At 65.0% G+C, this 23,577-nt stretch carries 22 protein-coding genes; 10 read left to right on the plus strand and 12 right to left on the minus strand.

The features are described from left to right. Positions 1–4 precede the first annotated feature (4 nt). Entirely contained in the window at positions 5–1,840 is a 1,836-nt protein-coding gene (locus CXX84_RS03800) for a gamma-glutamyltransferase family protein (RefSeq protein WP_102975400.1), read from the minus strand. A gap of 28 nt (positions 1,841–1,868) precedes the next feature. Continuing rightward, entirely contained in the window at positions 1,869–3,122 is a 1,254-nt protein-coding gene (locus tag CXX84_RS03805; protein ID WP_102975401.1) for a S8 family peptidase, read from the minus strand. A 172-nt stretch (positions 3,123–3,294) separates the two neighbouring features. Between CXX84_RS03805 and CXX84_RS03810 the strand changes: the two genes are divergently transcribed. Further along, the gene (locus CXX84_RS03810) at positions 3,295–4,875 is read left to right on the plus strand and encodes an alkaline phosphatase D family protein (RefSeq protein WP_102975402.1); all 1,581 of its coding nucleotides are present in this window, start codon (positions 3,295–3,297) and stop codon (positions 4,873–4,875) included. A 331-nt stretch (positions 4,876–5,206) separates the two neighbouring features. Then, positions 5,207–7,015, plus strand: coding sequence for a S8 family serine peptidase (locus tag CXX84_RS03815; protein WP_189337493.1), 1,809 nt, complete (start codon positions 5,207–5,209; stop codon positions 7,013–7,015). 282 nt (positions 7,016–7,297) lie between these two features. On the opposite strand, the gene CXX84_RS03820 is transcribed toward CXX84_RS03815, so the two are convergent. From CXX84_RS03820 to CXX84_RS03835, 4 genes are all read right to left on the minus strand, one after another. Beyond that, on the minus strand, positions 7,298–8,143 hold the full coding sequence (locus tag CXX84_RS03820; RefSeq protein WP_223252954.1) for a metallophosphoesterase family protein: 846 nt from the start codon (positions 8,141–8,143) through the stop codon (positions 7,298–7,300). Positions 8,144–8,577: 434 nt separating this feature from the next. Then, positions 8,578–9,462 (minus strand): class I SAM-dependent methyltransferase, encoded by an 885-nt coding sequence (locus CXX84_RS03825; protein ID WP_102975404.1) that lies wholly within the window; start codon positions 9,460–9,462, stop codon positions 8,578–8,580. A gap of 101 nt (positions 9,463–9,563) precedes the next feature. Further along, positions 9,564–10,619, minus strand: a complete 1,056-nt coding sequence (locus CXX84_RS03830; RefSeq protein ID WP_102975405.1) for a 2,3-butanediol dehydrogenase — start codon at positions 10,617–10,619, stop codon at positions 9,564–9,566. A 27-nt stretch (positions 10,620–10,646) separates the two neighbouring features. Then, positions 10,647–12,437, minus strand: coding sequence for an NAD(P)/FAD-dependent oxidoreductase (locus CXX84_RS03835; RefSeq protein WP_102975406.1), 1,791 nt, complete (start codon positions 12,435–12,437; stop codon positions 10,647–10,649). Between the two features lie 169 nt (positions 12,438–12,606). Here CXX84_RS03835 and CXX84_RS03840 point away from each other — a divergent pair, with 169 nt between their 5' ends. After that, the gene (locus CXX84_RS03840; RefSeq protein ID WP_102975407.1) at positions 12,607–13,920 is read left to right on the plus strand and encodes a GAF domain-containing protein; all 1,314 of its coding nucleotides are present in this window, start codon (positions 12,607–12,609) and stop codon (positions 13,918–13,920) included. A 128-nt stretch (positions 13,921–14,048) separates the two neighbouring features. On the opposite strand, the gene CXX84_RS03845 is transcribed toward CXX84_RS03840, so the two are convergent. Beyond that, positions 14,049–14,594 carry a flavodoxin domain-containing protein gene (locus CXX84_RS03845; protein ID WP_102975853.1) on the minus strand — a complete coding sequence of 182 codons (546 nt, stop codon included), beginning with the start codon at positions 14,592–14,594 and terminating at the stop codon, positions 14,049–14,051. Positions 14,595–15,016: 422 nt separating this feature from the next. Between CXX84_RS03845 and CXX84_RS03850 the strand changes: the two genes are divergently transcribed. The 3 genes from CXX84_RS03850 to CXX84_RS03860 all read left to right on the plus strand — a co-directional run bounded on the left by CXX84_RS03850 (position 15,017) and on the right by CXX84_RS03860 (position 16,696). Next, complete coding sequence (locus CXX84_RS03850; RefSeq protein WP_223252955.1) at positions 15,017–15,658, plus strand: hemerythrin domain-containing protein; 642 nt, start codon at positions 15,017–15,019, stop codon at positions 15,656–15,658. Between the two features lie 9 nt (positions 15,659–15,667). After that, complete coding sequence (locus CXX84_RS03855; protein ID WP_102975409.1) at positions 15,668–16,033, plus strand: hypothetical protein; 366 nt, start codon at positions 15,668–15,670, stop codon at positions 16,031–16,033. A gap of 120 nt (positions 16,034–16,153) precedes the next feature. Then, on the plus strand, positions 16,154–16,696 hold the full coding sequence (locus CXX84_RS03860; RefSeq protein ID WP_223252956.1) for an HNH endonuclease: 543 nt from the start codon (positions 16,154–16,156) through the stop codon (positions 16,694–16,696). Positions 16,697–16,700: 4 nt separating this feature from the next. On the opposite strand, the gene CXX84_RS03865 is transcribed toward CXX84_RS03860, so the two are convergent. Next, positions 16,701–17,078, minus strand: coding sequence for a VOC family protein (locus CXX84_RS03865; protein ID WP_102975411.1), 378 nt, complete (start codon positions 17,076–17,078; stop codon positions 16,701–16,703). A 228-nt stretch (positions 17,079–17,306) separates the two neighbouring features. Between CXX84_RS03865 and CXX84_RS03870 the strand changes: the two genes are divergently transcribed. Beyond that, complete coding sequence (locus CXX84_RS03870) at positions 17,307–18,638, plus strand: right-handed parallel beta-helix repeat-containing protein (RefSeq protein WP_102975412.1); 1,332 nt, start codon at positions 17,307–17,309, stop codon at positions 18,636–18,638. Then, entirely contained in the window at positions 18,605–18,793 is a 189-nt protein-coding gene (locus tag CXX84_RS19070) for a hypothetical protein (RefSeq protein ID WP_189337494.1), read from the plus strand. Before CXX84_RS03870 ends, CXX84_RS19070 begins: the two co-directional genes overlap by 34 nt. A 16-nt stretch (positions 18,794–18,809) precedes the next feature. On the opposite strand, the gene CXX84_RS03880 is transcribed toward CXX84_RS19070, so the two are convergent. Together CXX84_RS03880 and CXX84_RS03885 are read right to left on the minus strand one after the other, a co-directional pair. Next, entirely contained in the window at positions 18,810–19,310 is a 501-nt protein-coding gene (locus tag CXX84_RS03880; protein ID WP_102975413.1) for an SRPBCC family protein, read from the minus strand. Positions 19,311–19,330: 20 nt separating this feature from the next. After that, complete coding sequence (locus tag CXX84_RS03885) at positions 19,331–20,065, minus strand: hypothetical protein (protein ID WP_102975414.1); 735 nt, start codon at positions 20,063–20,065, stop codon at positions 19,331–19,333. A 248-nt stretch (positions 20,066–20,313) separates the two neighbouring features. Here CXX84_RS03885 and CXX84_RS03890 point away from each other — a divergent pair, with 248 nt between their 5' ends. Continuing rightward, positions 20,314–20,889: an HNH endonuclease gene (locus CXX84_RS03890; RefSeq protein ID WP_102975415.1), complete on the plus strand. Its 576-nt coding sequence runs from the start codon at positions 20,314–20,316 to the stop codon at positions 20,887–20,889. Positions 20,890–21,134: 245 nt separating this feature from the next. Continuing rightward, positions 21,135–21,446: a hypothetical protein gene (locus CXX84_RS03895; protein ID WP_102975416.1), complete on the plus strand. Its 312-nt coding sequence runs from the start codon at positions 21,135–21,137 to the stop codon at positions 21,444–21,446. 32 nt (positions 21,447–21,478) lie between these two features. Here CXX84_RS03895 and CXX84_RS03900 read toward each other — a convergent pair whose 3' ends face one another. Both CXX84_RS03900 and CXX84_RS03905 read right to left on the minus strand, forming a co-directional pair. Further along, entirely contained in the window at positions 21,479–22,618 is a 1,140-nt protein-coding gene (locus CXX84_RS03900; RefSeq protein ID WP_102975417.1) for a TRM11 family SAM-dependent methyltransferase, read from the minus strand. After that, a complete protein-coding gene (locus tag CXX84_RS03905; protein WP_146031822.1) occupies positions 22,615–23,559 on the minus strand; it encodes a DNA methyltransferase in 945 nt (314 codons plus the stop codon). Before CXX84_RS03905 ends, CXX84_RS03900 begins: the two co-directional genes overlap by 4 nt. Positions 23,560–23,577: the final 18 nt, after the last annotated feature.

A 23,577-nucleotide genomic window follows, 5' to 3' on the forward strand; every position in this document is an offset into this window, starting at 1 on the left:
CCCGCTACCGCCCTGCCGCGTAGCCTTGTGCACCCCTCGGGTTGGCGGCCGCCTTCAACACTCCTGTCCCGGGATCCCGCATCACTGCGGAGAGCCGCCCAAGGGACCAGTCCCCTGCCCTGGTGACCTCGTGGCCGCGTGCTTCAAGGTCGGCGATCACGTCGTCCCCGATGCGGTCCTCAACAACGGCCCCGCCAGGCGTCCAGGTGCGTGGCCAGAAGGATCCCGGGATGGAGGTGGTGTGGAAGGCGGGCGCGTCGATGGCCTGCTGGGGTTCGTAGCCGCCCACGATCGTGCGGAGCAGGTACAGCAGCTGCCACTGGTCCTGCTGGTCGCCGCCGGGGGAACCAAGCGCGGTTACCGCCTTGCCGTCCTTCAGCACCAGCGTGGGCGTCAGGGTGGTGCGCGGGCGCTTGCCGGGTGTCAGTGTTGACGGGGCACCGTCCTCGAGCCAGGTCATCTGGAGCCGGGATCCGAGGCAGAAGCCCAGCTCCGGGATGGCCGGGGACGACTGGAGCCAGCCGCCGGAGGGGGTTGCCGCGACCATGTTTCCCCACCGGTCCACCACGTCGATGTGGCAGGTGTCGCCGAGCGTCTCCCCGGTGGGCCGCACGGTCGGCTCGCCGACACCGGCGAAGCCGGCCTCACCACGGGCAGCGAGCGACGGCGGGAGGTACTCCGTGCGCAGCGGTGGCAGGAAGGGTTCGTGGCCGGGCACCCTGCCGGGCCGGAACTCATGCGAGGCCTGGTGCCCGATCAGCTGCCGGCGCTCCGCGGCATACTCCGGGCTGAGCAGGTAGTCCAGGGGCACCGCGGCATCCCCGTAGTACGCCTCGCGGTCTGCAATGGCCAGCTTCTGCGCCTCCAGGATGGTGTGCACTCCGAGGGCGGTGGACGGGTCCAGGTGGTCGTCGTCGAACCCGTCCAGGATGGCGAGCGTCTGGAGCAGGGCAGGCCCCTGCCCCCACGGCCCGGTTTTGGCGATGGTGTGGCCGCGGAACTCCAAGGTGGCAGCGGGCTCGTAGCCGGCGGAGAACCCGGCGAAGTCCGCTTCCGTGATGACCCCTGCGTGGTCCGTCCCGGAGGAGTGCCGGTGTGGCGTGGCGAGGAATGCGACGGCGGCTTTGGCCACGAAACCTTCACGCCATTCCTGCCGGGCGGCGTCGATCCGCGCCTCCCGCGGCACTGGCGTGCCGCCGTCGTCCCCGGCATCCCCGCCCGCCGCGATCAGCCGCTCCAGGACGTCCGCGTACGCGGTGTTCCTTACGATCTCTCCCCCGGCTGGAACTTTCCCGCCCGGCATCCAGAGCCCGGCCGACGTCGGCCAATGCCCGGTGAACAGCTCCGCCACCGAGGCAATGGTGCTGCCCACGCGGTCCAGGACGGGGTGCCCGTTCCGGGCGTAGCCGATGGCGAAGGCCAGCACGTCAGCCAGTTCCCACGTGCCGTGGTCGCGGAGAAGCAGCAGCCAGGCGTCGACGGCGGCCGGCACGGCGGCGGCGAGCGCGCCGGCGCCGGGGACCAGTTCCAGCCCTTCGGCCAGGTAATGCTCCCGGATTGCGGCGGCCGGTGCAGGGCCCTGCCCCATCAGCACGACGGGTTCTGAGGGGTTGCCGGCGGTAACGAACACGCCGGTCATGTCCCCGCCGGGACCGTTCAGGTGGGGTTCGACAATGTGCAGGACGAAAGCTCCGGCCACGGCGGCGTCGAAGGCGTTGCCGCCGCGCTCCAGCACCGCCTGCGCTGAGGCGGTGGCCAGCCAGTGGGTGGAGGCTGTCATGCCGAACGTGCCCTGAAGTGTGGGGCGGGTCGTGAAACTGTCTGCGGGTGTGTACGCCATGGTCTGCAATCCTAGGGACTTTGGCAGCTCACTTCCCGTTGACGGCCTTGTCCGCGTCGATGCGGCCGTGCGCCCAGTAGGTGCCGGTGCCTTTGATGTGGTCGGCGGTGGATTCAAGGTCTTCCCGGACTGATTCGTTCGTGGCATCGTCATCGGCGCTCCACACCAGCGCTGCAACACCGGCAACCACCGGCGAGGCCATTGACGTGCCGCTGCCCAGGTCATATCCCTTGTGCCGCCCGCCCTGGATACCCGCCACGAACTCGTGGTGGGGGAACGTCGAATAGATGTCGACTCCCGGTGCGGCCACGTCCACCCACTCTCCGTAGCTTGAGAAGGGGGCTTTGGCGTCCTTGTTGTCGGTTGCCGCCACGGCGATGACCTTCGAATAGGCGGCCGGATAGATCTCGGCCTCGGTGCCGGCGTTGCCGGCTGCGGCCACAATCACCACGCCCTCGCTCCAGGCGTTCTTGATGGCAACCTCGAGGGTGCGGGACGGGACACGCTGGCCGAGGCTCATGTTGATGACTTTGGCGCCCTGCGCCACAGCCCAGTCAACGCCTGCGGCAACGGCGGAGCTGGAACCGGCGCCGCCGTCGTCGAGGACCTTGGCGTCCAGGATGGTGCAGCCCGGGCACACCCCGGCCACACCGGTGGAGTTGTGTTCGGCCGCCACGATGCCGGCCACGTGGGTGCCGTGGCCGTACCTGTCGTAGTCCGCAGGTTCATCGATCACCGTGTCGCTGAAGTTGGCCCGGGCCACCACCTTGTGCGAGATGTCCTCATGATCAATGGCCACCCCTGAATCGATGACGGCAACTTTGATGCCGTTTCCTTTCGTGATTTCCCACGCTTCGACGGCGTCCACGTCCGCATCCTCGGTGCCGGCGGCCACTGTTATTGTGCCGGCGGTATTGGTGAAGGACTGCCCCGCATTGTGGAGCGCGTACTGGCGGTCGAAGTAAGGGTCATCCTTGGCGGCGGTAACAACCACATCCGGCTCCGCGTATTCAACGTTCGGATTGCTGCTCAGCTCTTCGACGAGTTGTGCTTCTTTTCCGCGAGGCGTTTCCACCAGGACCGCGCCGGTGCTTCCGATCGCCTCCCCCTGATCAAGGCCTTGCGTACGCAGCAGGCCGGGTGCTGCAGTGCCGTCCTTGAACTTGACGATGATGTGCCCCGTACCGGGGGATTCCGGCGCCGCATTGACTGGAGCTGCCATGCTGAGACCGCCAAGCGACATGATTGCCGCTGCGAAACTAGCCACAATATGCCTTTTCATTTCGTCATTTTGCCCCGGATAACGCGGGCTGGATAGGGCCTTGATGCCGTTGATGACCCTGTCGAAGGCTGTCCGAAAATTGCGATGAAAAGGACAGTTCTTGTCACGTGGTTAACCACCCATTCATATTCCCCTCGATCCCCGTCCAACCGGCCTTCCTACGGTCGAAGGCATGGACAACATCTCCCGCAGATCCCTCATTTCCGCCGGCCTCGGAGCCGGGCTTGTTGCTGCCCTGCCGAGTGCCGCCGTCGCCGTTTCAACAGCCGACGACGCCGGCATCCGCACCGATCCCTTCATGCTCGGCATTGCGTCCGGCGAACCGTGGCCGGACGGCTTCGTCATCTGGACCCGCCTGGCGCTGGACCCCCTGGCCGAGGACGGCCTGGGCGGAATGCCCTCACGCCAGGTCCCCGTCGCGTGGGAAGTGGCAGAAGACGCGGCGATGCGCACCGTAGTAGCCCGCGGCGTCGAGCACGCCCGGATCGAAACCGCCCACTCCGTCCACGTGGAGCTCAAGGGCCTGAAGCCGGGCCGCGAATACTTCTACCGTTTCCGCAGCGGCCGCCACCTCAGCCAGGTGGGCCGAACCCTCACCGCCCCGGCCCCGCACGAGACGCCCGCCGCGCTGGCCATGGCGTTCGCCAGCTGCTCGCAGTACGAGCACGGCTACTTCACCGCCTACACCCGGCTCGCCGAGGACCACCCGGATCTGGTCCTGCACCTGGGCGACTACCTGTATGAGTACAAGAAGGACAGCTACGTGATTGGCGGCGGCAATCCGCGCGACCACCAGGGCCCCGAAACCACCACGCTGCAGGGGTACCGGCAGCGGCACGCACAGTACAAGTCCGACGCCGACCTGCAGGCAGCGCACGCGATCGCGCCATGGCTGGTGGTGTGGGATGACCACGAGGTGGACAACAACTGGGCCGACGAGATCCCGGAGAACCGCGACGCCGGCCAGCTCAACGACACCACCGAGCGGTTCCGCCAGCGCCGGGCAGCCGCGTTCCAGGCGTACTACGAGAACATGCCGCTGCGGAGGTCCTCCGTGCCGGCCGGGTTCGACATGAAGATCTACCGCACCGTCCAGTGGGGCCAACTGGCGAACTTCCACATGATGGACACCCGGCAGTACCGCGACGACCAGCTCGCCGGCGACGGCTGGAAGAAGAACGTGGCCGAACGCCTTGCGGAGAACCGCACCATTACCGGCGCCGAGCAGGAAAAGTGGCTGCTGGACGGTTTCCGGAACTCCACCCAGCGCTGGGACATCCTGGGCCAGCAGGTGTTCTTCGCGGAGCGGGACCGCAACGTGGCACCGGAGATCGACGACGTCTCCATGGACGGCTGGGACGGGTACGCGGCCTCCCGCCGCCGCATCACGCAGGGCTGGCTGGACGCGAAGGTGCGCAACGCCGTCGTCCTCACCGGCGACGTGCACCGCAACTGGGCGAACGACCTGCGGGTGGACTACAAGGATCCGGCCTCGCCGGTGGTGGGGTCGGAACTGGTGTGCACGTCCATCACGTCCACCGGCAACGGCACCGGCTCCACGGCGGATCCGGTGATGGCGTGGAACCCGCACCTGAAGTTCTACAACGACAACCGCGGCTACGTGAACACCCGCATCACCCGGGATGCGATGACGGCGGACTTCCGGACCCTGGATTACGTCACGACGCCGGGCGCTTCCGTCAGCACGAAGGCCTCCTTCCAGATCCAGGACGGCGTGCCGGGGCTGCAGTAGGTATGGCAGTGCGCGGTCCGCGCCGGTGCTGCGGTAGCACGCCGTTGCTGAAGTTGCCTCTGGGGCGAGTGGTACTGATCTTGTAAGCTTGCCGTGTCCGTGACGTTCGTCTTCTGCATGGGAAGCGAGCGTTGGGGACGGATTCCGGGCTCAGCCGGAGTACTCCTGGGGAAGACCAAGATTGCGTGATATCGAACAGGTTTTTTGTTCGGTGATGACTGGTGGGGCGTATGGGACCGCCGGGGGGCCGTCGCGGCGCTACCCCGTCCGGGTGCTGAGCGTTTTTTGTCGATTTGCTCAACCCGGGCCGCCTTGGTCATTAGGAGAACACATGTCACGTAGGAAACGGCGCCTGACTGCTTTTGGCGCCCTTTTGATTGCCACGGCTGTTGTGGCGTCCACGGGCGGTCCGGCTGCTGCAGCCCCCTCAACAGCGGCGATGGAACGGCCAGGCCCGGAGGACTCCGAACGCTATCTGGTGAGCTTTCACAAGGGCGCCAACGTCGCGGAGGAGGCCCAGGCCCTGCGGTCCCAGGGCGTAGCCGTAGGAAGAACGTTTTCCGCGGCGTTGCAGGGTGCGGTTGTCACAGCCAGCAAAGGGCAGGCAGCTGCCCTGGCTCGTTCCCCCCGGATTTCCGCCATCGAATTGGATGCGCTGGTTTCGGTATCTGAGACCCAGCAGTCGGCACCGTGGGGCCTGGACAGGATCGACCAAAGTGCGCTGCCGTTCTCGGGCACCTTCACACCACCGTCCTCGGGAGCGGGCATCAATGTGTACGTTATCGATACCGGCGTCCTCGCTGCGCATAACGAGTTCGGCGGCCGGGTAGCCCCGGGCTGGAGTTACGTTTCCGACGGCCTGGGCAGCGGCGACTGCAGCGGCCACGGCACCCACGTCGCCGGTGTCATCGCCGGAAAAACGTATGGAGTGGCGAAAGCCGCGACCATCACTCCGGTCCGTGCCCTCGCCTGCGATGGATCCGGCCTGTACTCCAACATCATCGCTGGCCTTGACTGGATAGCATCCCACCATGCTGCAGGAGTCCCGGCGGTCGCCAACCTCAGTCTGGGCGGTCCCGTCAGCAGCGTGCTGGACGCTGCTGTCCGGGGAGTCATCAACGACGGCGTGACGGCGGTCGTTGCTTCGGGTAACTCCGCAATCAACGCCTGCAACGCTTCCCCGGCCCGGGTACCCGAAGCGGTGACCGTCGCAGCGAGCGATTCCTCGGATCGGCAGGCATCGTTTTCGAACCACGGAAGCTGTGTTGACCTGTACGCACCTGGGGTCAATATCCTGTCCGCCGGGCGCACCTCCACGACGGCGGTCAGCACCTTGAGCGGGACGTCCATGGCGGCTCCGCATGTTGCGGGTGCTGCGGCTCTTGCCCTGGCGCAAAACCCAGGGCAGACGCCGGCGGCCATTTCCGCCGGGTTGACCTCAAGTGCCACCCAGTCCGTTATCACCAACCCATCAGCGGGGACTCCAAACCGCCTGCTGAATGTAGGTCCAGTTGCCCAGCTGGTTGCTCCCGCTGCGACAGCAAGGGACTTCACCGGCGACGGCAAACCCGACCTGGTAGCACGGGACAGCAGCGGCATCCTCTGGACCTACCCCGGCACCGGCACCGGCCACTTCGGCTCGCGCATCAGGGTCGGCGAAGGCTGGAACATCATGACCGCCATCAGTGCCGCCGGAGACCTCACCGGCGACGGCAAACCCGACCTGGTAGCACGGGACAGCAGCGGCATCCTCTGGACCTACCCCGGCACCGGCACCGGCCACTTCGGCTCCCGCATCAGGGTCGGCGAAGGCTGGAACATCATGACCGCCATCAGCGCCGCCGGAGACCTCACCGGCGACGGCAAACCCGACCTCGTGGCACGGGACAGCAGCGGCGACCTCTGGACCTACCCCGGCACCGGCACCGGCCACTTCGGCTCCCGCATGAAGGTCGGCGAAGGCTGGAACATCATGACCGCCATCAGCGCCGCCGGAGACCTCACCGGCGACGGCAAACCCGACCTCGTGGCACGGGACAGCAGCGGCGACCTCTGGACCTACCCCGGCACCGGCACCGGCCACTTCGGCTCCCGCATCAAGGTGGGCCAAGGCTGGAACATCATGACCGCCATCAGCTAAAGCGCGGAACTTTCCGGCGGCGGGACTCCGCCGCCGCATCTGATGGCCGTCGTCGGGATTTCCTGGGTCAGAAAATGCACCCGCCGCTAAACTACGAGGGTGACCACGCGACGCCGGTTCCTGTCCGGCGTGGGTGGAGTAGCAGCTGCGGCTGCCCTGTCAGGCTGTTCTGGAAGAGATATGAACCGTCCGCGGAAAACGTCGCTTGATCCCGCTGTCCTGAGTGCCTGGCCCCAGGGGGAACCACGCCAGGCACCGGTTCCGGGGGCTGCCGTGGGATTGCTACGGGGCGGAGCGGGTTCCCTCGTCTGTGCTTGACCCTGACGTCGGGACGAAGTTCCAGTCGAAGGACCCGTCGTCCCGAAGTGTCAGCCGAAGGAACCCGTACGTGTCACTGAACCGCTTCTCAATGTAGTCCGGACTGCTGGTGAAGGAGCGGAGGCCGGTACCGCCCGTTGACACCTGGAACGCCGTGATCCCGTCGTCGACGCATTCGTCAGCAGTGTTCACTGGACAGGACCGTTCATAGTTGTGCTGCGACCCGGACAGGGTGAGGCGGACCCGATGCTTCCACATCACGTTGATCCACGGCCTGTGGTCGTTGGCCCGCTCATGCGCCTTGGTATTGGACGTAAAGTACGGTTCGTGATGCACAACGGCCAGGTGCTTGCCCGCAGCCCTGGCCGCAGCGAGGTCCTTGTCCAGCCATTCCGTGATGCCGCGGGCCTGCTTCTGGCTGTAGCGCCAGTGCGCGGAGGACAGGAACGCGAAGTGCCAGTTTCCGAAGTCCTTTGAATACGGCTCCCCGTTTCCAATGAACCCGCGCTGCTCGTTGATCGCCGCCTTCGCCCGGGATCCCCGGCATTCGCCGTTCATGAAGTCGTCGAGGTCCTCGTTGCGGCCGGGCTGCCAGTCGTGGCCGGGGCCGGACACCCAATAGAGCTTAGACTTCGTGCCGCCCCACAGCCGGGTCCAGTACTTCACATAATCCTCGCAGCGCGCCGTGTCGTACTGGAAGTCCCCCAGCCCCAGGAACGCGTCAATCTCGTTGTTCTTCACGAGCTCGCTGATGGCCGCACCGTTCCGCCCGGACGGGCTGTCGGCCGCCGTGGTTTTGACGCCGTTCATATCACCAACGGCAGCCAGCCGAACATCACCCGCAGGGGACGCGGGTCCGCTCGGCGAAGGTTCACCGGTTGTGCCGCCTGCTGTAGAAGACTGGACCGTCGGAGACTGCTGGTCAGGCGGCTCCGGACCGCTGGTGCAGCCCGGGACAGAGAGCGCCAAAAGTATTGCGGCGGTGGTGGCCACATTCCTGAAGGATCTGCGATGAGGCAACGCTGACTCCATCCGATGTTTCCTTCGAGACACCGGACGGCAATGGCTTCCCGAAGACAGCCAGGCACACCGGCACCTTTGATAATCCGTACGCCCGGCCAGGCTGTCAAGGGCGGAGGCTATGCGCGGGGCGGTCTTCCTGTCCGGCTGTCATAACGCCTCCCAGATGGCTCGGCTGGACCATTACTCCGGCAAGCCTCAGGTGATTGAGCGGGTACTTGCGGTCACGCCTGCTTCTGCTCCGTTGATGTACCGGGTTCATGGAGCGCCCCGTCCTTTCCGGCCTTAGACAACGTGAAGATCCCGTAACGCATCGCCCCGGTGCGGTATGCCAGGATCATGCGGGGAATGCTCAGAACAAAGAGATTGCGGGCACCCAGGGCGAGGCGGCGGGTCTCGCGATCGACGAGCAGGGCCTTCACGAGGCGGCCGGCGCAGATCGGCCAGGTGCGGGTGACGCGGCGGCTGACATCCTCGTAGCCGTCAACCAAAAAGCCCGCCGCCCTTGCCATCGCTTCATACTCCTCGCGGGTGCCCAGCGAGGGCAGGCGCCCTTCGCGGCAGATCGGCTCGAGCAGATGGCGGACCTTCCAACCGTTGGCATCGGTCCCGGCGAGCCATGCACAGACGACCAAGCGGCCACCGGGCGCCAGCACGCGATGTGCCTCGGCGAAGAACCCGGGCTTGTCCACCATGTGCTCGCTCGACTCGATCGCCCACGCCGCATCGACCGAGGCATCGGCCAGTCCGTTGTCGAGCCAGTCGCGGACTTGGATGTCAACGCCGGGGGCAGAATGCGCGGCGGCGTAGCAGGCCTGCTCAGCCGAAAGCGTGAAGCCGGTGACGCGGACCCCGTAATTGACTGCGAGCCGCCTTGCCGTGGAGCCATAACCGCAGCCGATATCCACGCACGCCTGCCCTGGCATGAGGGCCAGCCTGTCACCGACTGTGTCCACCAGCGCCTCGACGGCCTCGCCGGGTGTCTCGTGGCCGGTCGCCCATAGCCCGTGATGGACATGCTCCCCCCACACCCGGCGATAAATGGGATCGAGCTCGTCGTAGTGATCGGCGACGGCCACGGCGTTCTGGGATATGTCGGGAACAATCACGCCATGACAGTACAACGGCGATCCGTAGCGAAGGAAGGGGAAGGACGACGGCGGGACTCGCCTCCCGCCGTCGTCCTTCCGAATGTCCGCCCCGCCAGCCCTTAGGGGTGCACCAGCAACTTCACGGCGGTGTCCTTGTGGTTGATAAGGGTGTCGAAGCCCTGTTCCACCAGGTCCTCCAGCGCGATCCGGCCGGTGATGAACGGCTTGAGGTCCACCTTGCCCTCCTGCACCATCCTGATTACCGCGGGGTGGTCCCGGACGTAGGCGATGGTGCCGCGCAGGTCGATCTCCTTGAGCACCAGCTTCTGCATGTCAACGGTGGCCGGCGCGCCCCAGATGGCCACGTTCACCACCACTCCCCCGGGCCGGACGGCGTCGAGCATGGTGTCCAGCACTGCGTTCACTCCGGCGCACTCGAAGGCGACGTCGGCCCCGGTTCCGCCGGTCAGTTCCAGCACCCGCGCCGGGACGTTTTCCTGGCTGGGGTCCAGCACGTGGTCAGCCACGCCGCTGGAGGTGGCCTTCTCCTTGCGGGCCTGGGTCAGTTCGCTGACGATCGTGGTCACGCCCATGCCCTTCAGCACCGCCGCGGTCAGCAGCCCGATGGGTCCCGATCCGCCCACCAGCGCGGTGTCGCCCGCCTTCACGCCGCTGCGCTCCACCGCATGATGGGCCACGGACAGCGGCTCGATCAGGGCGGCCTCGTCCAGGGGGATGTCACCGATGGGGTGCACCCACCGCTTGTCCACCACGATGGTTTCGCTCAGGCCCCCGCCGCCGCCGGAGAGTCCGATGAACCCCATCTGCCGGCACAGGTGATAACTGCCCGCCTGGCACATGTCGCAGGTCCCGTCCACGAAATAGGGTTCGACGACGACGTTGTCCCCTACCGAGAGCCCTTCCACACCTTCGCCGATTTCCGAGATGGTCCCTGAGAATTCGTGCCCCATGGTCACCGGCGCTTCCTCGTGGGACAGCGGGTGCGGGTGCCCCGGGGCGGGGACGAAGATGGGTCCTTCCAGGTATTCGTGCAGATCGCTGCCGCATATCCCGCACCACGCGACGTCGATCTTCACCGCCCCGGCCCGGAGCTCCGGCTCCGGGATGTCCTCGATCCGGACGTCCTCGCGGCCGTGGAAACGTGCTGCCTTCATGATGATCCTTTCAGTGTGCAAACGCTGCTAGCGGGTGTGATGGCTGGGCTGCAGTTCGTAGACGGGGGTGTCGAGTCCTTCCATTCGGGCCTTCAGCTGCAGCGCCAGGTAGGCGGAGTAGTGCCGGCTCTGGTGCAGGTTGCCGCCGTGGATCCAGAGGTTGGGCACGTTGGTTGGTTTCCACATATTGCGCAGTTCCCCCTCCCACGGACCAGGGTCTTTTGGCGTGTCTGAGCCGTACCCCCAGCATTTGCCCACGCGGTCCGCGATTTCCGGGGACACCAGGTCCGCCAGCCACCCGTTCATGGACCCGTAGCCGGTGGCGTAGACAATGAGGTCGGCCTCCAGCTCGGATCCGTCCGCCATCACCACGGCGTTGCCGGTGATCTTGGAAACCTGCCCGGACTTCAGCTTCACCCTGCCGTCGATGATCAGCTGGGAAGCGCCGACGTCGATGTAGTAGCCGGAGCCGCGCCGCAGGTACTTCACAAACAGGCCGGAGCCGTCCACGCCGAAGTCCAGGTCGAACCCGGCGGCCTCCAGCTGCGAGTAGAACCCGGCGTCACGTTGGGCCATCTGCTGGTACACCGGGACCTGGGCCCCGGGCAGGACCCGCATGGGCAGCGAGGCGAACAGCAGGTCGGCCTTCTCCGTGGTGACCCCTGCGGCCAGCGCCCGCTCCGAGTACAGGTCCCCCAGCGCCAGGTCCATCAGGGACTCGCTGCGGGCGATGTGCGTAGAGGAGCGCTGGATCATGGTGACGTCGGCACCGTGCTCCCACAGGTCTGCGCAGATATCGTGCGCCGAGTTGTTGGAACCGATTACCACCGCCTTCTTGCCGGTCCAGTCCCCGCCGCCGGGGTGCTGGGAGGAGTGCCGCTGCTCCCCGAGGAAGGACTCGGCGCCGTCGAAGGTGGGAATGTTCGGGTAGCCGGAGACGCCAAGGGCGAAGACCAGCTGCCTGGGCCGGAGGGTTACTGGTTCGCCGTTGCGAAGGACGTTGACCGCCCATTCCTGCGTCGCGTCGTCGTATTTTGCCCCTACGCACTCGGTGCCGGACCAGTAGTTCAGCTCCATGATCCGGGTGTAGTGCTCCAGCCAGTCGCCGATCTTGTCCTTGGCGGCGAAGACGGGCCAGTCGTCCGGGAACTTCAGGTAGGGCAGGTGGTCGTACCAGACCGGATCGTGCAGGTGCAGGGACTTGTAGCGGTTCCGCCAGGAGTCCCCGGGGTTCTCGTTCTTTTCGATGATGATAGTGGGCACGCCGAGCCGCTTCAGCCGGGCGGCCAGTCCGATGCCGCCCTGCCCGCCGCCGATGATCACGCAGTACGGCTGCTCCTCGTAGCCGAGCCGGGCCTCCTGCTCCTCCTTGAGCTCCTTCCAGGACCGGCGCCCACGGACAATCTCGTGGGCCACGCCCTGCTCGCGGCGCGGGCCCTTCTTCTCCTCGAACCCCTTGAGCTCCTGCATGGTGGTCAGCAGCGTCCAGCACTTGCCGCCGCGGAGCCGAAGGTGGCCGTAGCCGCGGGCGGTGCCGGTTTCGAACGTGATCCAGGCTTCCACGTTCTCCGCGTCCCCGGTGGCGTCTTCCGCGATCGCCCAGCCGGCAGGCTGCACGTGGTCCAGCGTGGCCTCAAGCATGCGCCGGATGTCCGCCTTGCCTTCCAGCGTCTTGAGGTTCCAGGTGAACGCCACGAAGTCGCGCCAGTAGCATTCGTCCTCGAAGAGCTCCAGGGCTGCGTCCACGTCGCGCCGCTGCAGCGCGTCATCCAGGCGTTTGAGCCAGGCCTGCGCGGCGGCCGTTGGTGAATCGGTCATGTCCACTCCTTTGTGTGATGGTCCGCGTTCAGTGGGCCCCGTTTCCGTCCTGCCCCCTGCGGTATGCTGGGCGGGCGTGAGCTGCGTCACCTCAGTGAAACGCAGTGGGGGTTACAGCAGCGTTGCATTCAGCACCGCCGGACGAGGGCGACGGCGGTGGGAGGGAGCCATGGACCACGGCCTGAAGTTCTCGGACCCGGCGGCGTATTCGCGGCTGTTGCGCCGCGCCCATGAACAGGTGATCTCCGGCGTTCCGCGGCCCGAAATCCCGGAAGGGCTGGCCAGCTCCTGGCGCCGCTCCATGGCGCTGGGCATCAGCCCCGACCAGCACAGCCCCCGCCACCTGCACGAGGCGTCCGAGGTGCTGGAACTGCGGCGGGAGCACCGGCTGCAGCAGGTTATGCCCGCGCTCAGCGAGCTGCTGGCCGACGACTCCAGCGACGGACGGCACCTGCTGGTGCTGACGGACGCCGGCGGCGAGATCCTTTGGCGGGTGGGCAGTGCCCAGGTGCTACGGCGGGCGGACCGGTTGGAGTTCTCCGAGGGGGCGGACTGGTCCGAGGCCGGAATCGGCACCAACGCCATCAGCGAGGCGCTGGTCACCGGCCGTCCGGTGCAGCTGTTCTCCGCCGAGCACCTGGTCCGCACGCACCACGAATGGGCCTGCACCGCGGCACCCATCAGGGATCCTTTGACGGGTGCTTTGCTGGGGGTGCTGGATGTGTCAGGGCCGCTGGAGTCCCTCACCGCGGACACGCTGCGCATGGTGCGGTGCGCCGTGAGCACGGCAGAGGCGCTGCTGAGGATGTCCGACGCCGGCACGTCCCTGGGTGCCCCTTCCCCGGCGCCTGTTTCCCGGCAGTCTTCCCGGACCGGATCTGCTGCACGGCCGGCGGCTGCAGTTGCGTCGCTTGAGCTGCTCGGCGACCAGCCGGCCGCGGTCCTCCGGGACGGCAGCCGCGTGCCGCTGACGCTGCGTCGGGCGGAGATCCTGGCGCTGCTGGATTCACGGAGCCAGGGCTGGAGTGCCGAAGAACTGGCCTATGAGCTCCACGGTGATGCGGGAATTGCGGCGTCCATCCGCACCGAAATGTTCCGGGTCCGGTCCCTGCTGGGCGACGCCATAGCGTCCAACCCTTACCGGCTGGGTGAGGGGCTCGCCGGGTGGTCGGACGCGGGCCAGGTGCTGCGGCTGCTGCGCGAGGGCAATGCGGCTGCGGCGCTGGAAGCGTACCGCGCACCCCTGCTCAGCCGCTCCGGAAACATGGCCATACAGCTCCTGCGGGACCGGCTGGATCTGGCACTGCGAGCAGCCGTTCGCGCCAGTACGGACCCCGCTCTCCTCGTCCGCTGGCTGTCCACGGACATGGGCTCGGCGGACATGCCGGCGGTGGAGGCGCTGGGCAAACTGGTGGGCCCGCGCGATGCACGGTATTTGTCATTCAGTGCCGGAGCGGCAGCGGCGGATGCAAAATTCGCCTAGCAAATTCTTTTGTCAATAAACCCATCCGACGTGGCGGCTGGCATTCCTGCGGGCCGCGCCGGCGGTTGTTGGGGCCCAGCCGTGGCTGGCTTATGGCGACGGGACCGCAGGCGTGCAGACCGCCGTCGTCACGCGGTGGCGCTGCCCGGGGAGGTGGGCGGCGCTGGTTTGGCGAGCTGGGCCGCGATTTCGTCGGCCCAGGCGTCGATAGAGATCCAGTCCCGAAAGTCCCCGAAGCGGCCGCCGGTGAGCCGGAACAGGAAGCGCAGCGCTGACGACATCTGGTCCGCCTTGTAGACGCCGGAGAACATCCGGTGGCCGCGAAGCGCAACGTCCTGGGGCAGGACTCCTGCCAGACGCGCCTGTTGCAATGCCGCGCCCTTTTTGCGGAACGGCTTAGGCAGCGCGTCAGCCATCCCCACGTTGAAGGCCCAGACGGGCCGCTTGGCCAGTTCGGGCGCATGCCGGGAGAAAAATTGATCGGCCGTGGGCAACCACGACTGATTGTGGACGGCGCTGCCAATCACCACGGCGTCGTAGCAAGAGAGGCTCTCCACCTCTTCCACGGACCGGCACTCGACGCCGTCCAGCGTGGACGCCATGCGGTCCGCTATATGATTGGCGATCTCCTGCGTCGAACCCATCGCGCTGGCATAGGCAACCAGAACAGCCATTCCTGAACCTCCGATCATGCCGTCTCCAGTCTGATGGACGGGCGCGGCGGCGGGGACGTGCCATAGGTCCCGAAAACAGGGCTGGCTCCTAGCCGGGCTCTTCCTCGTTCGCGGTGGCCTCGACCCAGTCGATGGCGTCGTCCGGGAAGCAGTGCCCCGGGGTTTCATCATGGCCGGCCCACCAGGAATCGATCTTCCCCGCAATCGGGCTCCTGGTAGCAGCCTCTGCCGTGGCGCCTGCGGCTGGTCCGGGCCATTGTTTCGGCTTCGGTGCAAGCGATAAAATGCTCCCGGGGAGAGGTCCTGGTTTCGCTTGACCGCCGTTAGGGGCCCCTCCAATGACCGACTTCTTTACAATGCAGCCCGGCGAGACCGCACCTCCATTGCCGCCCGGACCCGTCCTGTGCACCGGGACTGCGGGCATGCGGCGCATACACCGTTTTTTCCTGTGGGCGTACGACGAGGCGCCCGGTCTGGTGCGCTCCGTGGGTGCTGGCGACACTGCCCGCGCCGCCTACGTGGGGGAAGTGCTGGGGAACTTCGACAAGGTGCTCCACATCCACCACGAGGGCGAGGACCTGCTGATGTACCCGCAGCTGGGCCAACGGGCACCTGCGTGCGCGCTGCACGTGGCGCAAATGCTGGAGCAGCACCGGCAGGTCACCCAGCGGCTCGAGGGCATCGAGCCCGTCCGCCTGCGCTGGATGTCGACGGCGGATGCAGAGTCTGCTGCGGAACTGGCGGCGCGCTACGAGGACCTGTCGGCAATCCTCAAAGTGCACCTGCGCCGGGAGGTCACGGAGGTAATGCCCGTTGCGGACAGGGTGATGACCGAGAAGGAAATGGACGGGCTGGGGCAGCACAGCATTGAGCAGTTCGACAAGAAATTCCTGGTCACCTATCTGGGGATGGTGCTGGCCACGAATCCGCCCGCAGACCGGAAGGAACTGTTCAAGGAGATCCCCCCGCCGGTCCGCCTGGGCTACCGCCTCATCGGGCGCAGGATGTACCGGAAACAGTACTCGACGCTCTTTCCTGGGCGTCCGGTCCCCGAGACGCTTTAAAGGCCGACCATGGTCTTCCTGGTTCCTGCGATCGGGCTGCTGCTTTGGATTGACGTCCTTCTGGGTGCCCTGGTCCTGGCCGGTATTCTCTGGGCGGCGTTCGGCCTGATAGTTGGGCTTGCGAACTTCGCGCACTTGCTCATTGGAGGAAAGAGCCGGCCGAGCGTGGAGCGAAAAACCGCCACTGGCCCCAAACGGATCGTACCCCGGGCGCCACCCCCACCGCAGGTAACCCGGGCCCCAGGCCTCGCGGAGTCCGGCAGCAAGGTCGCGTCCGAGATATGGCCCAAATGGAACACGTCGCACCGGCGGTACGTGGAGGGCGAGAAATCGCACTGGCAGGAGCAGTTTGACGCCTTGAACTCCCGCGAATGAGCCCGTATTGGGGACGGCGACTGTACGATCTCGTTTAGGCCCGGGACGGCAGCGTCACGGTCTGCGGACGAGTTGGGGGACATCCAAATGCCGGAACTGAAACGCATTTATTGGACACGCGTGAGCCTTCGCCTGGCGTTCATGGCCATTGTGGTGTGGCTCTTCGGCTCGGCCATTCTCTCGCTCATGCCGCAGGCGGATGCCGGCGCCGGTTCCGGAGTGTCTACGGCGGCTGGGGTGCTCCGTTCCATGGTGGACCGCGTGAAAACCGCGGTGACGCTCCCAGGCGCGTTCGCCGTCGTCCTCATCATTGCCGCGGCCGTTATCAACGCACGGGACGTTCGACGGCGGGATCCAGTGCGGCGCTTTACGCGCCAGCAGCGCCGCGCAGGGATGGCGCGGGCCGGCGGTGTGTGTGAAATGGAGACGGGTTTTGGCCGCCGGTGCTCCCGCCCGGCCGAGCATGGCGACCACTTTTATCCCTGGTCCAAGGGCGGATCCACCAGCCTGCAGAATTTTGTGGCGGCCTGCAGCCGGTGCAACCGCGCCAAGGGCGCACGGATCCCTTCGCCGGGACAGCAGCTGCGGCTGGAGCGGCGACGCCGGACCTACGTTCCGCTTGAGGGTGCCGTTGCCGTCGGCGAAAGGCAGCCGCTTCCGTAGCCTGCTACGGATCGAGCCGCCTGCGCAGGAGGCAAAACTCATTGCCCTCAGGGTCGGCCAGGACGTGCCACGGCTCATCGCCCGTCTGCCCGACGTCGGCCGGGCGCGCCCCAAGGGCAAGCAGGCGTTCCAGCTCGGCGTCCTGGTCCCGGTCCACTGGGTTGACGTCAATATGCAAAGGGAGGCGTCCCGTCCGCGGATTGTTGCTCGGGCTCAGGATGATAGTGGGCTGCAGGCCGCCGAACCCGGCGTCCGGAGGGCCGATCTCGATGGCACCGTCCTCCCGGTCCAGCTCGACATATCCGAGCACCTGGCTCCAGAACCCTGCCAGGAGTTCCGGATCGGCACAATTCAGGACCAGTTCGCTGATACGGGAAACCATGAACCCCAGTGTACGAAGACCCTGCCCGGACTGTCCGGAAATTGATGCTTGTCCAAGGCATGCGCCGTGTGCCAAATGCGAAGGGGGCCTTACCCTCCGCTAACGCGCAGGTAGCGGCGATGTGCGCCGGGCAGTCCAGGGCTAGTAAAATCTTCTGGTGCCTTTTTCTACACCCCTCCACCGCCCGTCAACCTGCCGCCGTGCCGAGTCCCTGGCCGGTGGGACATCATGATGCTGGGGCGCCGGCGGTTCCTGGAGTGGATTGGGGCTGCGGCAGTAACGGCCGGGGTGCCCAGCGCGCTCACTGCCCCGCCTGCGGAGGTTGTTCCCTCCCCTGCCTACGTGAACGCCCGCTTTGTCAGCAGCGGCGGGGACGATGCCAACCCGGGCACCAAGGCGGCACCCTGGCAGACGCTGGCGCGGGTCAGAACGGCGCTTGACACCGGCGAAGTGGGGCGCGGCGACGCTGTCTTATTGCGGCGCGGTGACGTGTTTTGGGGCTCCCTCAAGGTTCCTGTGCTGAAAGGGACAACGGGAGCTTTTACCCTCGGCTCCTACGGCAGTGGGGCGCTGCCGCAGATCAACGGCTACAAGGTGAGCACGGACGCGTGGGGGCTGCACAGCCCCAACGTGTGGAAACTGAACCTGACGGCCGGATCCGGGGAGTTCACCGGCAACACGGCCGGAACCTCAACGGACGTCGGATTCCTGAAGGCCGGCGGCACCATCCACGGTTGGAAGCGGTGGAACCTGGCTGACCTGGCGCAGGACTGGGATTTTTACAGCGACGATACGCACGTGTACGTGAGGCTGGGCGCATCCCCGGGTGCCGGCGTGGAGATAGCCGTGAAGCAGCAGGGTTTCCGGCCCGCCTCCAACACCAACGCCTCGGACCTGCACATCCTTGGCCACGGCGCCCACGGCGTGGGAATCTACGGGACCCAGAACGCGCAGATCAAGGACTGCCTGATTGAGGAAATCGGCGGTTCGCGGGTATCAAAGACCACCCGGTACGGGAACGGCGTGGAAATCTGGATTGGCTGCGCCAACGTGCTGGTCCAGGGCAACACCATCCGGCAGACCTATGACACGGGCACCACCATGCAGGGCAGTGCTGAGGGATCCAACGTTGCGTGGACGGACTGCCGGTTCGTGGGCAACACCATTGAGAACTGCAACCAGAGCCTGGAGGTCTGGTCCCGGGGAACACCGGCTGCAGGTACGGGACACATCCGGTGCGCGTTTACGGACAACGAATGCCGCGATGCCGGCTTCTCCTGGGCTGCCAACATCCGCCCGGACCAGGCAGGCATGGGCACACACCTGCTGACCTATGACGTGGATCTGCCCTGCGACATCGAGATTGCCAGGAACAGCTTTGTGGGCGCCAAGGACAACTTCGTGCGCTCCAGCGGCCCCGGGCGGCAGATCCCGGAGGGCATCAGGACCCACAGCAACACCATCTCGCTGGACAGCGGGCAGAAGATTGCCTACGAGCATCCGGAAACCATCGAGCAGCTCGACGCATGGCGTTCCCGTACCGGCAATGGACAGGCGTAGCCCGGGGCACCGCTGCGCCTGTCCTGCCGGTGGCCGCCCAGGCCAGCTCACTCCTGGGTGTGGCGGCACCTCTGGAGATAGCGGACGACGGCGGCACCACCCTGCTCGCGTCCCTCGCCAGGGTCATCCGGCCGGCGCCGGGCAACCCTCTGTGATGCAGCAGTTCCGGTCCTAGGCCCTGGCGTCCTCATGTGCGGCGGTGGATTCGGCGATCCGCTTGATTGCCGCGAGGGTTTTCGGAATGCCGTCCAGCGCCTGCCGGGTGCGGTCGGCGATCTGGGCGTCAGCGTCAGCACCGTATTTCTCCCCGAACATGGCTATTCCGTCCGGCAGGAATTCCCAGGACTCGGTGAGCGTGGTCCCGCCATCTGCCGGGGCCAGGGCGAAGCCCCAGCGGACGAACTTGCCGCCCACCACCCAGGCGAACTCGCGGCCGCGCTCGGCAGCCACCACCTGCGAGCGGGTCTCCCAGGACCGGTGCGGGAGCTCGTTACGGCCGGTGAACCAGGCACCGGGCTGGCCGGCACTGTCCTCGTCGTCCCACCAGCATGACGTGCAAACCGGGCTCCACTCACCGGTGCGGGTGATGCCGGAGACCAGGTCGTACAGCGCCTCGGCTGATGCCTTGACCGTGACCGACTCCTGGTGGTGGCGGGTGCTGTTCTGATTCATGGGTCCATCCTTACAGACGGTCACTTCTTCTGCCGCCGGCTGCCGCCGTGCCAGTCCTCCTGCTGACCTGCCGTGCCGGGGCTGACCCCGAAGGCCGGGAGCTGCGGCTGCTCACGGAGGCTGCGCTTGAGCTCCGCGAAACCAGAGAAGCGTGCCAGCCCCACAACATGGTCCCAGAGCTCGGCGGCCGACTGTTCCTCCGGCAGCCGGCTGATGACCGGCCCGAAGAAGGCCACACCGGCGGGTGGCTCAAAGTGGATGATGGGCGTGCCCACATCCTTACCTGTTAGCGCCAGCGCCTCATCCGTCTCCTGCCGGATCTCGCGGTCCCAGGAGTCGTCGTCGAGGGCCTCCGCAAGCTCCAGGGGCAGGCCGGCCTCAGCGAGGATCGGCTCCACGAATTCACGCGTCCCGCGCCGCTCACGCATCTCGCTTTCAGTGCGCTGGTCCGTGTCCGGGGCAGCTTCGAAGATGTGGGTTCCGAACGCCTCGTACAGCCGGGCGATGGACTCGCGGCCATGCTCCGCACGTGCCCGGGCCGCCACCCGCAGAAGCCGGAGCCCGGCCGTGTGTCCGGCCTCGTACTCAGGCGGGAAATGCGCGTCGTAGTCAATGTGGGCGTTGATCAGGCGCAACGAAATGAACCGCCAGTCCACGGTGTACTCGCGCTGCGCCTGCACCTGCCGCACCCATTTGCTTGTCATCCAGGCGAAAGGGCAGACCGGGTCGAAATAGAAGTTGATGTCGGCATTCACGCGTCCACCCTTGCACCTGTTAGTGACCTGCGTCTATTCGACACGGGAGGTGGACAGCAGGGTGACCGGCTGGGGGCCTCGATGCCGGGGGCGGGAGCCACGTGCGTCTCATCCCGCCAAGACTGTGACGCGGAAACTCGGCAAAAACTGAGCTAAACCTGGGACACCACCGTGCGCCCGGCCTATAGGATTCCCTGGACATCCGGAGCCATGTGAATCCGGCAAAACTGAAAATGGGGGGGTCATCAATGCCGGAACTCGGCCGTATCTATTGGACCCGGCAGGTGCTTCGCCTGGCGTACTCAGCGGTGATGGTTTGGATCGCCGTCGCGGTGATGTCGGCGCTCATGTCGAAGACAGCACCGGCTGTCGGAGCGGGGCCGTCCGCCGCCGCAGGGGTTCTGCGCGGCATGGTGGAGAACGTCGTTGCCGCGGTTGCGTTCCCGGGCGTGGCCGCCGTCGTCCTGGGCATTGCCGCCGCAGTCATCACCGGCCGGGACGTCCGCCGCCGGGATCCGCTGCGCCGTTTCACGAGACAGCAGCGCCGTGAAGGAATGGCCCGGGCTGGCGGCGTGTGCGAGCTGGAAGCCGGCTTCGGGCGCCGCTGTGGCCGCCCGGCGGAGCACGGCGACCACTTTTACCCGTGGTCCAAGGGCGGTTCCACCAGCCTGCAGAACTTTGTTGCAGCCTGTGCCAGGTGCAACCGTGCCAAGCGTGCCAGGATTCCGTCACCGGGCCAGCAGCAACGGATGGAACGACGACGGCGGGAGTACCTGCCGCCGTCGTCCTCCGTCAGCGTGGGCGAACGGCACCCGCTCCCCTAGGCAGGTGCTCTGCCGACGCGACTGCCGGGTAATGCTTGAAGCCCCGTTGTACCGCCCCGACTACTTCGACCGCGGAGCGAGGGCGCGTGAGGACATGTGTTTGGCAGGAGATTGACTTCGGCGCGGTAATTCCCAGGCAACCGCGCCGGCTCCCGATCAGCAAGCGAATTGTGCACAGCCTTCCAGGGTGTTAGCGGAATGTAGCGTGTCAGTTCGTATGCCACTAGGAGCTAGGATAGACCTTCATGAGCGACGGCGAGCTTTTCCTTTTTGACCTAGACAAACCCGAATCGCAACCGCTGGTTGATATGCCAATAAGCCCCGAGCAAGTGCACGAAATCATGCAGGCTTTCGAAGTAGCGGGGATCACGGACTCGGAAACCAAGAAGCGGATAGTTCACAGCTGCATCATTCGTGCGATCTCTCATCCTCGCGAGCTTCTAGCCAAGGACGTTCGTCCAATCCTGAAGAGGATCAGGGAGTTCGGGAAGAGTGAACCCACGAGCGGAAGCGCTTGGGATAACCGCACAGAAGAGACCTGGATCGACAAGTTGTAGATGGCCAGCAGCCTCCTGGAGGCAGCTCAGGACTACTTTACGAAGGTCAGAACGTGGGTCTTTTTAGGAAGTTTTGTCCCGAATCCCGACGTAAACGCTCTAGTGTATTTTTGCTGGTGGAAGTCGAGCCTAGACTCCTGCGCCAGCCCCAACTCGCTGGCCGTCTCAGAGAAATGATCTCCAGCGTCGAAGAACTCCCCGCGTATAACCGCATCGCCAACCACAACGCATATCCTCGCTGAGGGCTTCGCTACACGCGCGCACTCCGACAACACCGACCGCATCGATGACATGTAACTAGAGAAGGGCATGCGCTGGTCCGAGTGCTTGTTTCTGGAACCAACTTCACCCTCCTGTACAGGACGAACGTCAAACCCGAGCCAAAACATACGCAGCTTGTTGTATAGGTAGTAATCGTGGGAGTTTGCATAGGGCGGCGAAGTGACTATCAGATCAACGGATTCGTCTCCGATCGGTAGATCTCGTGCGTCAGCGTTCCATACCTGGGTGGTAACGGACGGGGCGTCATTTGTGAAACCTACGGCTCTGACGAGGTTTTGTTCAAGCCGAGCACTGTATCTACGAAAAACATCCGAGTGAGTTAAAGAGTTTTCCCGCCGCACCCACCTCGTCTCACTGTCCTGTCTCGATACTGCGACGACTATCGAGCTGAGGGCACTTCTAGCAAGAAGTGTGGCGGAAGGGCTTTTCAGTTCCTCTATCCGTTTTAGGATTGTCGCTAGAGCACAGGAAACGTCCTCGGCAAACCAATGATCCCTGTTCTTGAAATTGGGCAGCACAAGGTCTTGCGCGAAACCTATACTGCCGGAATGCATAAATGTGATAAGGCTCTTCAACTCAGTTTCCGCTTTTAAATCTAAGCGACACGTTTTAGCCTCAGAGATGAGAGTTGAAACAGGATTTATATCAACACCTAAAGCATGACGGCCTGCCAGCGCGGACTCAACGAGCGTTGTGCCTGATCCGCACATGGGATCTAAGACCGTATCGCCTGGACTGCTGTAATGAGCAATCAGGACGCGTGGTATTTGGGGGATAAATTTAGCAGGATAAGGATGAGCTCCGTGAGTGGAAGAACGCTTGTCTTCAACACTGTCTAAGCTCGCGAAAAAGTCCTCTAAGGAACTCGCTTGGGTTGCGGAATGGTTCACGGCTTGCGGAAGATCATATTGTAGGAGTGGCCAATGTTGTGGTAATAGTTTTTAGACGGATAACCCAAGCAAACTAAGGGCCTAAAACGAGTCTGATCCCAAATCTGGATATCCCACAGTTTCAGACCGGCCTCTGCCGCGCAATCGGCTATATGCATATGGAATGGGACGAAGGGTATCTTTTCTTTTGACGCCCTGAAATCTTTGACAACCCAAACGGCATAGGCGCCTGATTTCATAACCATCATGGTGTTTCCCATAACTTGCGTTATTGCCGTCAAGTACTCCGCATACGGCATGTTACCTAAGTCGCGACTGTCATCCGAGTACGGAAGTGGGTTTCTGATGGGAGCAATTCGAGAATGTTCCTGCCACTTGTAGCCGAAAGCTCCTTTTACGTGCTTGAGCAGCGCGCCGTAAGGAGGGGACGTCATAACCATATCGACAGAATCAGGCTTCACCAGCTCATTCAGGTGGAGCGAGTCCCCAGAAATCAGGACTTGCGTTCCATCTTTCGGCAAATCAGCTAACGCAAGCTCTCTGTACTGGTCATTTAGCTCTATCCCCACGCCGTTGCGACCCAATTCAACACAGGCATCAAGGGTAGTGCCAACCCCCGCGAACGGGTCCAGGACTGTCTGTCCTTTCATCGTGTACTTGGCGATCTGTTGGCTGGCCAATGATTGGGGATACGCCGCACCGTGAAGCCGCTGCTTCTCCGAGCGGGTGTCTGGAAACTCCTGTACGCTTTTACTCGACTGCGCCCACTCTGCACCAGTCAGATCGTTCAGTTCGCGAGGTCGCATATCCTTGCGTTTGGCCACACAGTTTCGACACAGCCTCTGCGCTTCCCGCATGGTCCCGGTGAATGCGTCCGTTGTCGCCCTGCAGTTGGTGCAGTCGAAAGTGATACGGGTGGAGTCCAGCGCAGCTTGTGTCATGACCACTATGCTACCGAA

This window comes from Arthrobacter sp. AFG7.2 (genome assembly GCF_002892835.1).
GTDB lineage: Bacteria > Actinomycetota > Actinomycetes > Actinomycetales > Micrococcaceae > Arthrobacter.

What these genes read in the sequence shown, in the direction of transcription:
- CXX84_RS03855 (WP_102975409.1), top strand. Translation starts at nt 15,668, where the DNA reads ATGGTCTTCCTGGTTCCTGCGATCGGGCTGCTGCTTTGGATTGACGTC.
- CXX84_RS03905 (WP_146031822.1), bottom strand. Translation starts at nt 23,559, where the DNA reads ATGACACAAGCTGCGCTGGACTCCACCCGTATCACTTTCGACTGCACC.
- CXX84_RS03865 (WP_102975411.1), bottom strand. Translation starts at nt 17,078, where the DNA reads ATGGTTTCCCGTATCAGCGAACTGGTCCTGAATTGTGCCGATCCGGAA.
- CXX84_RS03840 (WP_102975407.1), top strand. Translation starts at nt 12,607, where the DNA reads ATGGACCACGGCCTGAAGTTCTCGGACCCGGCGGCGTATTCGCGGCTG.
- CXX84_RS03835 (WP_102975406.1), bottom strand. Translation starts at nt 12,437, where the DNA reads ATGACCGATTCACCAACGGCCGCCGCGCAGGCCTGGCTCAAACGCCTG.
- CXX84_RS03820 (WP_223252954.1), bottom strand. Translation starts at nt 8,143, where the DNA reads ATGAACGGCGTCAAAACCACGGCGGCCGACAGCCCGTCCGGGCGGAAC.
- CXX84_RS03830 (WP_102975405.1), bottom strand. Translation starts at nt 10,619, where the DNA reads ATGAAGGCAGCACGTTTCCACGGCCGCGAGGACGTCCGGATCGAGGAC.
- CXX84_RS03805 (WP_102975401.1), bottom strand. Translation starts at nt 3,122, where the DNA reads ATGAAAAGGCATATTGTGGCTAGTTTCGCAGCGGCAATCATGTCGCTT.
- CXX84_RS03890 (WP_102975415.1), top strand. Translation starts at nt 20,314, where the DNA reads ATGCCGGAACTCGGCCGTATCTATTGGACCCGGCAGGTGCTTCGCCTG.
- CXX84_RS03815 (WP_189337493.1), top strand. Translation starts at nt 5,207, where the DNA reads ATGTCACGTAGGAAACGGCGCCTGACTGCTTTTGGCGCCCTTTTGATT.
- CXX84_RS03850 (WP_223252955.1), top strand. Translation starts at nt 15,017, where the DNA reads ATGCGGCGCATACACCGTTTTTTCCTGTGGGCGTACGACGAGGCGCCC.
- CXX84_RS03845 (WP_102975853.1), bottom strand. Translation starts at nt 14,594, where the DNA reads ATGGCTGTTCTGGTTGCCTATGCCAGCGCGATGGGTTCGACGCAGGAG.
- CXX84_RS03895 (WP_102975416.1), top strand. Translation starts at nt 21,135, where the DNA reads ATGAGCGACGGCGAGCTTTTCCTTTTTGACCTAGACAAACCCGAATCG.
- CXX84_RS03870 (WP_102975412.1), top strand. Translation starts at nt 17,307, where the DNA reads ATGATGCTGGGGCGCCGGCGGTTCCTGGAGTGGATTGGGGCTGCGGCA.
- CXX84_RS03800 (WP_102975400.1), bottom strand. Translation starts at nt 1,840, where the DNA reads ATGGCGTACACACCCGCAGACAGTTTCACGACCCGCCCCACACTTCAG.
- CXX84_RS19070 (WP_189337494.1), top strand. Translation starts at nt 18,605, where the DNA reads ATGGCGTTCCCGTACCGGCAATGGACAGGCGTAGCCCGGGGCACCGCT.
- CXX84_RS03880 (WP_102975413.1), bottom strand. Translation starts at nt 19,310, where the DNA reads ATGAATCAGAACAGCACCCGCCACCACCAGGAGTCGGTCACGGTCAAG.
- CXX84_RS03810 (WP_102975402.1), top strand. Translation starts at nt 3,295, where the DNA reads ATGGACAACATCTCCCGCAGATCCCTCATTTCCGCCGGCCTCGGAGCC.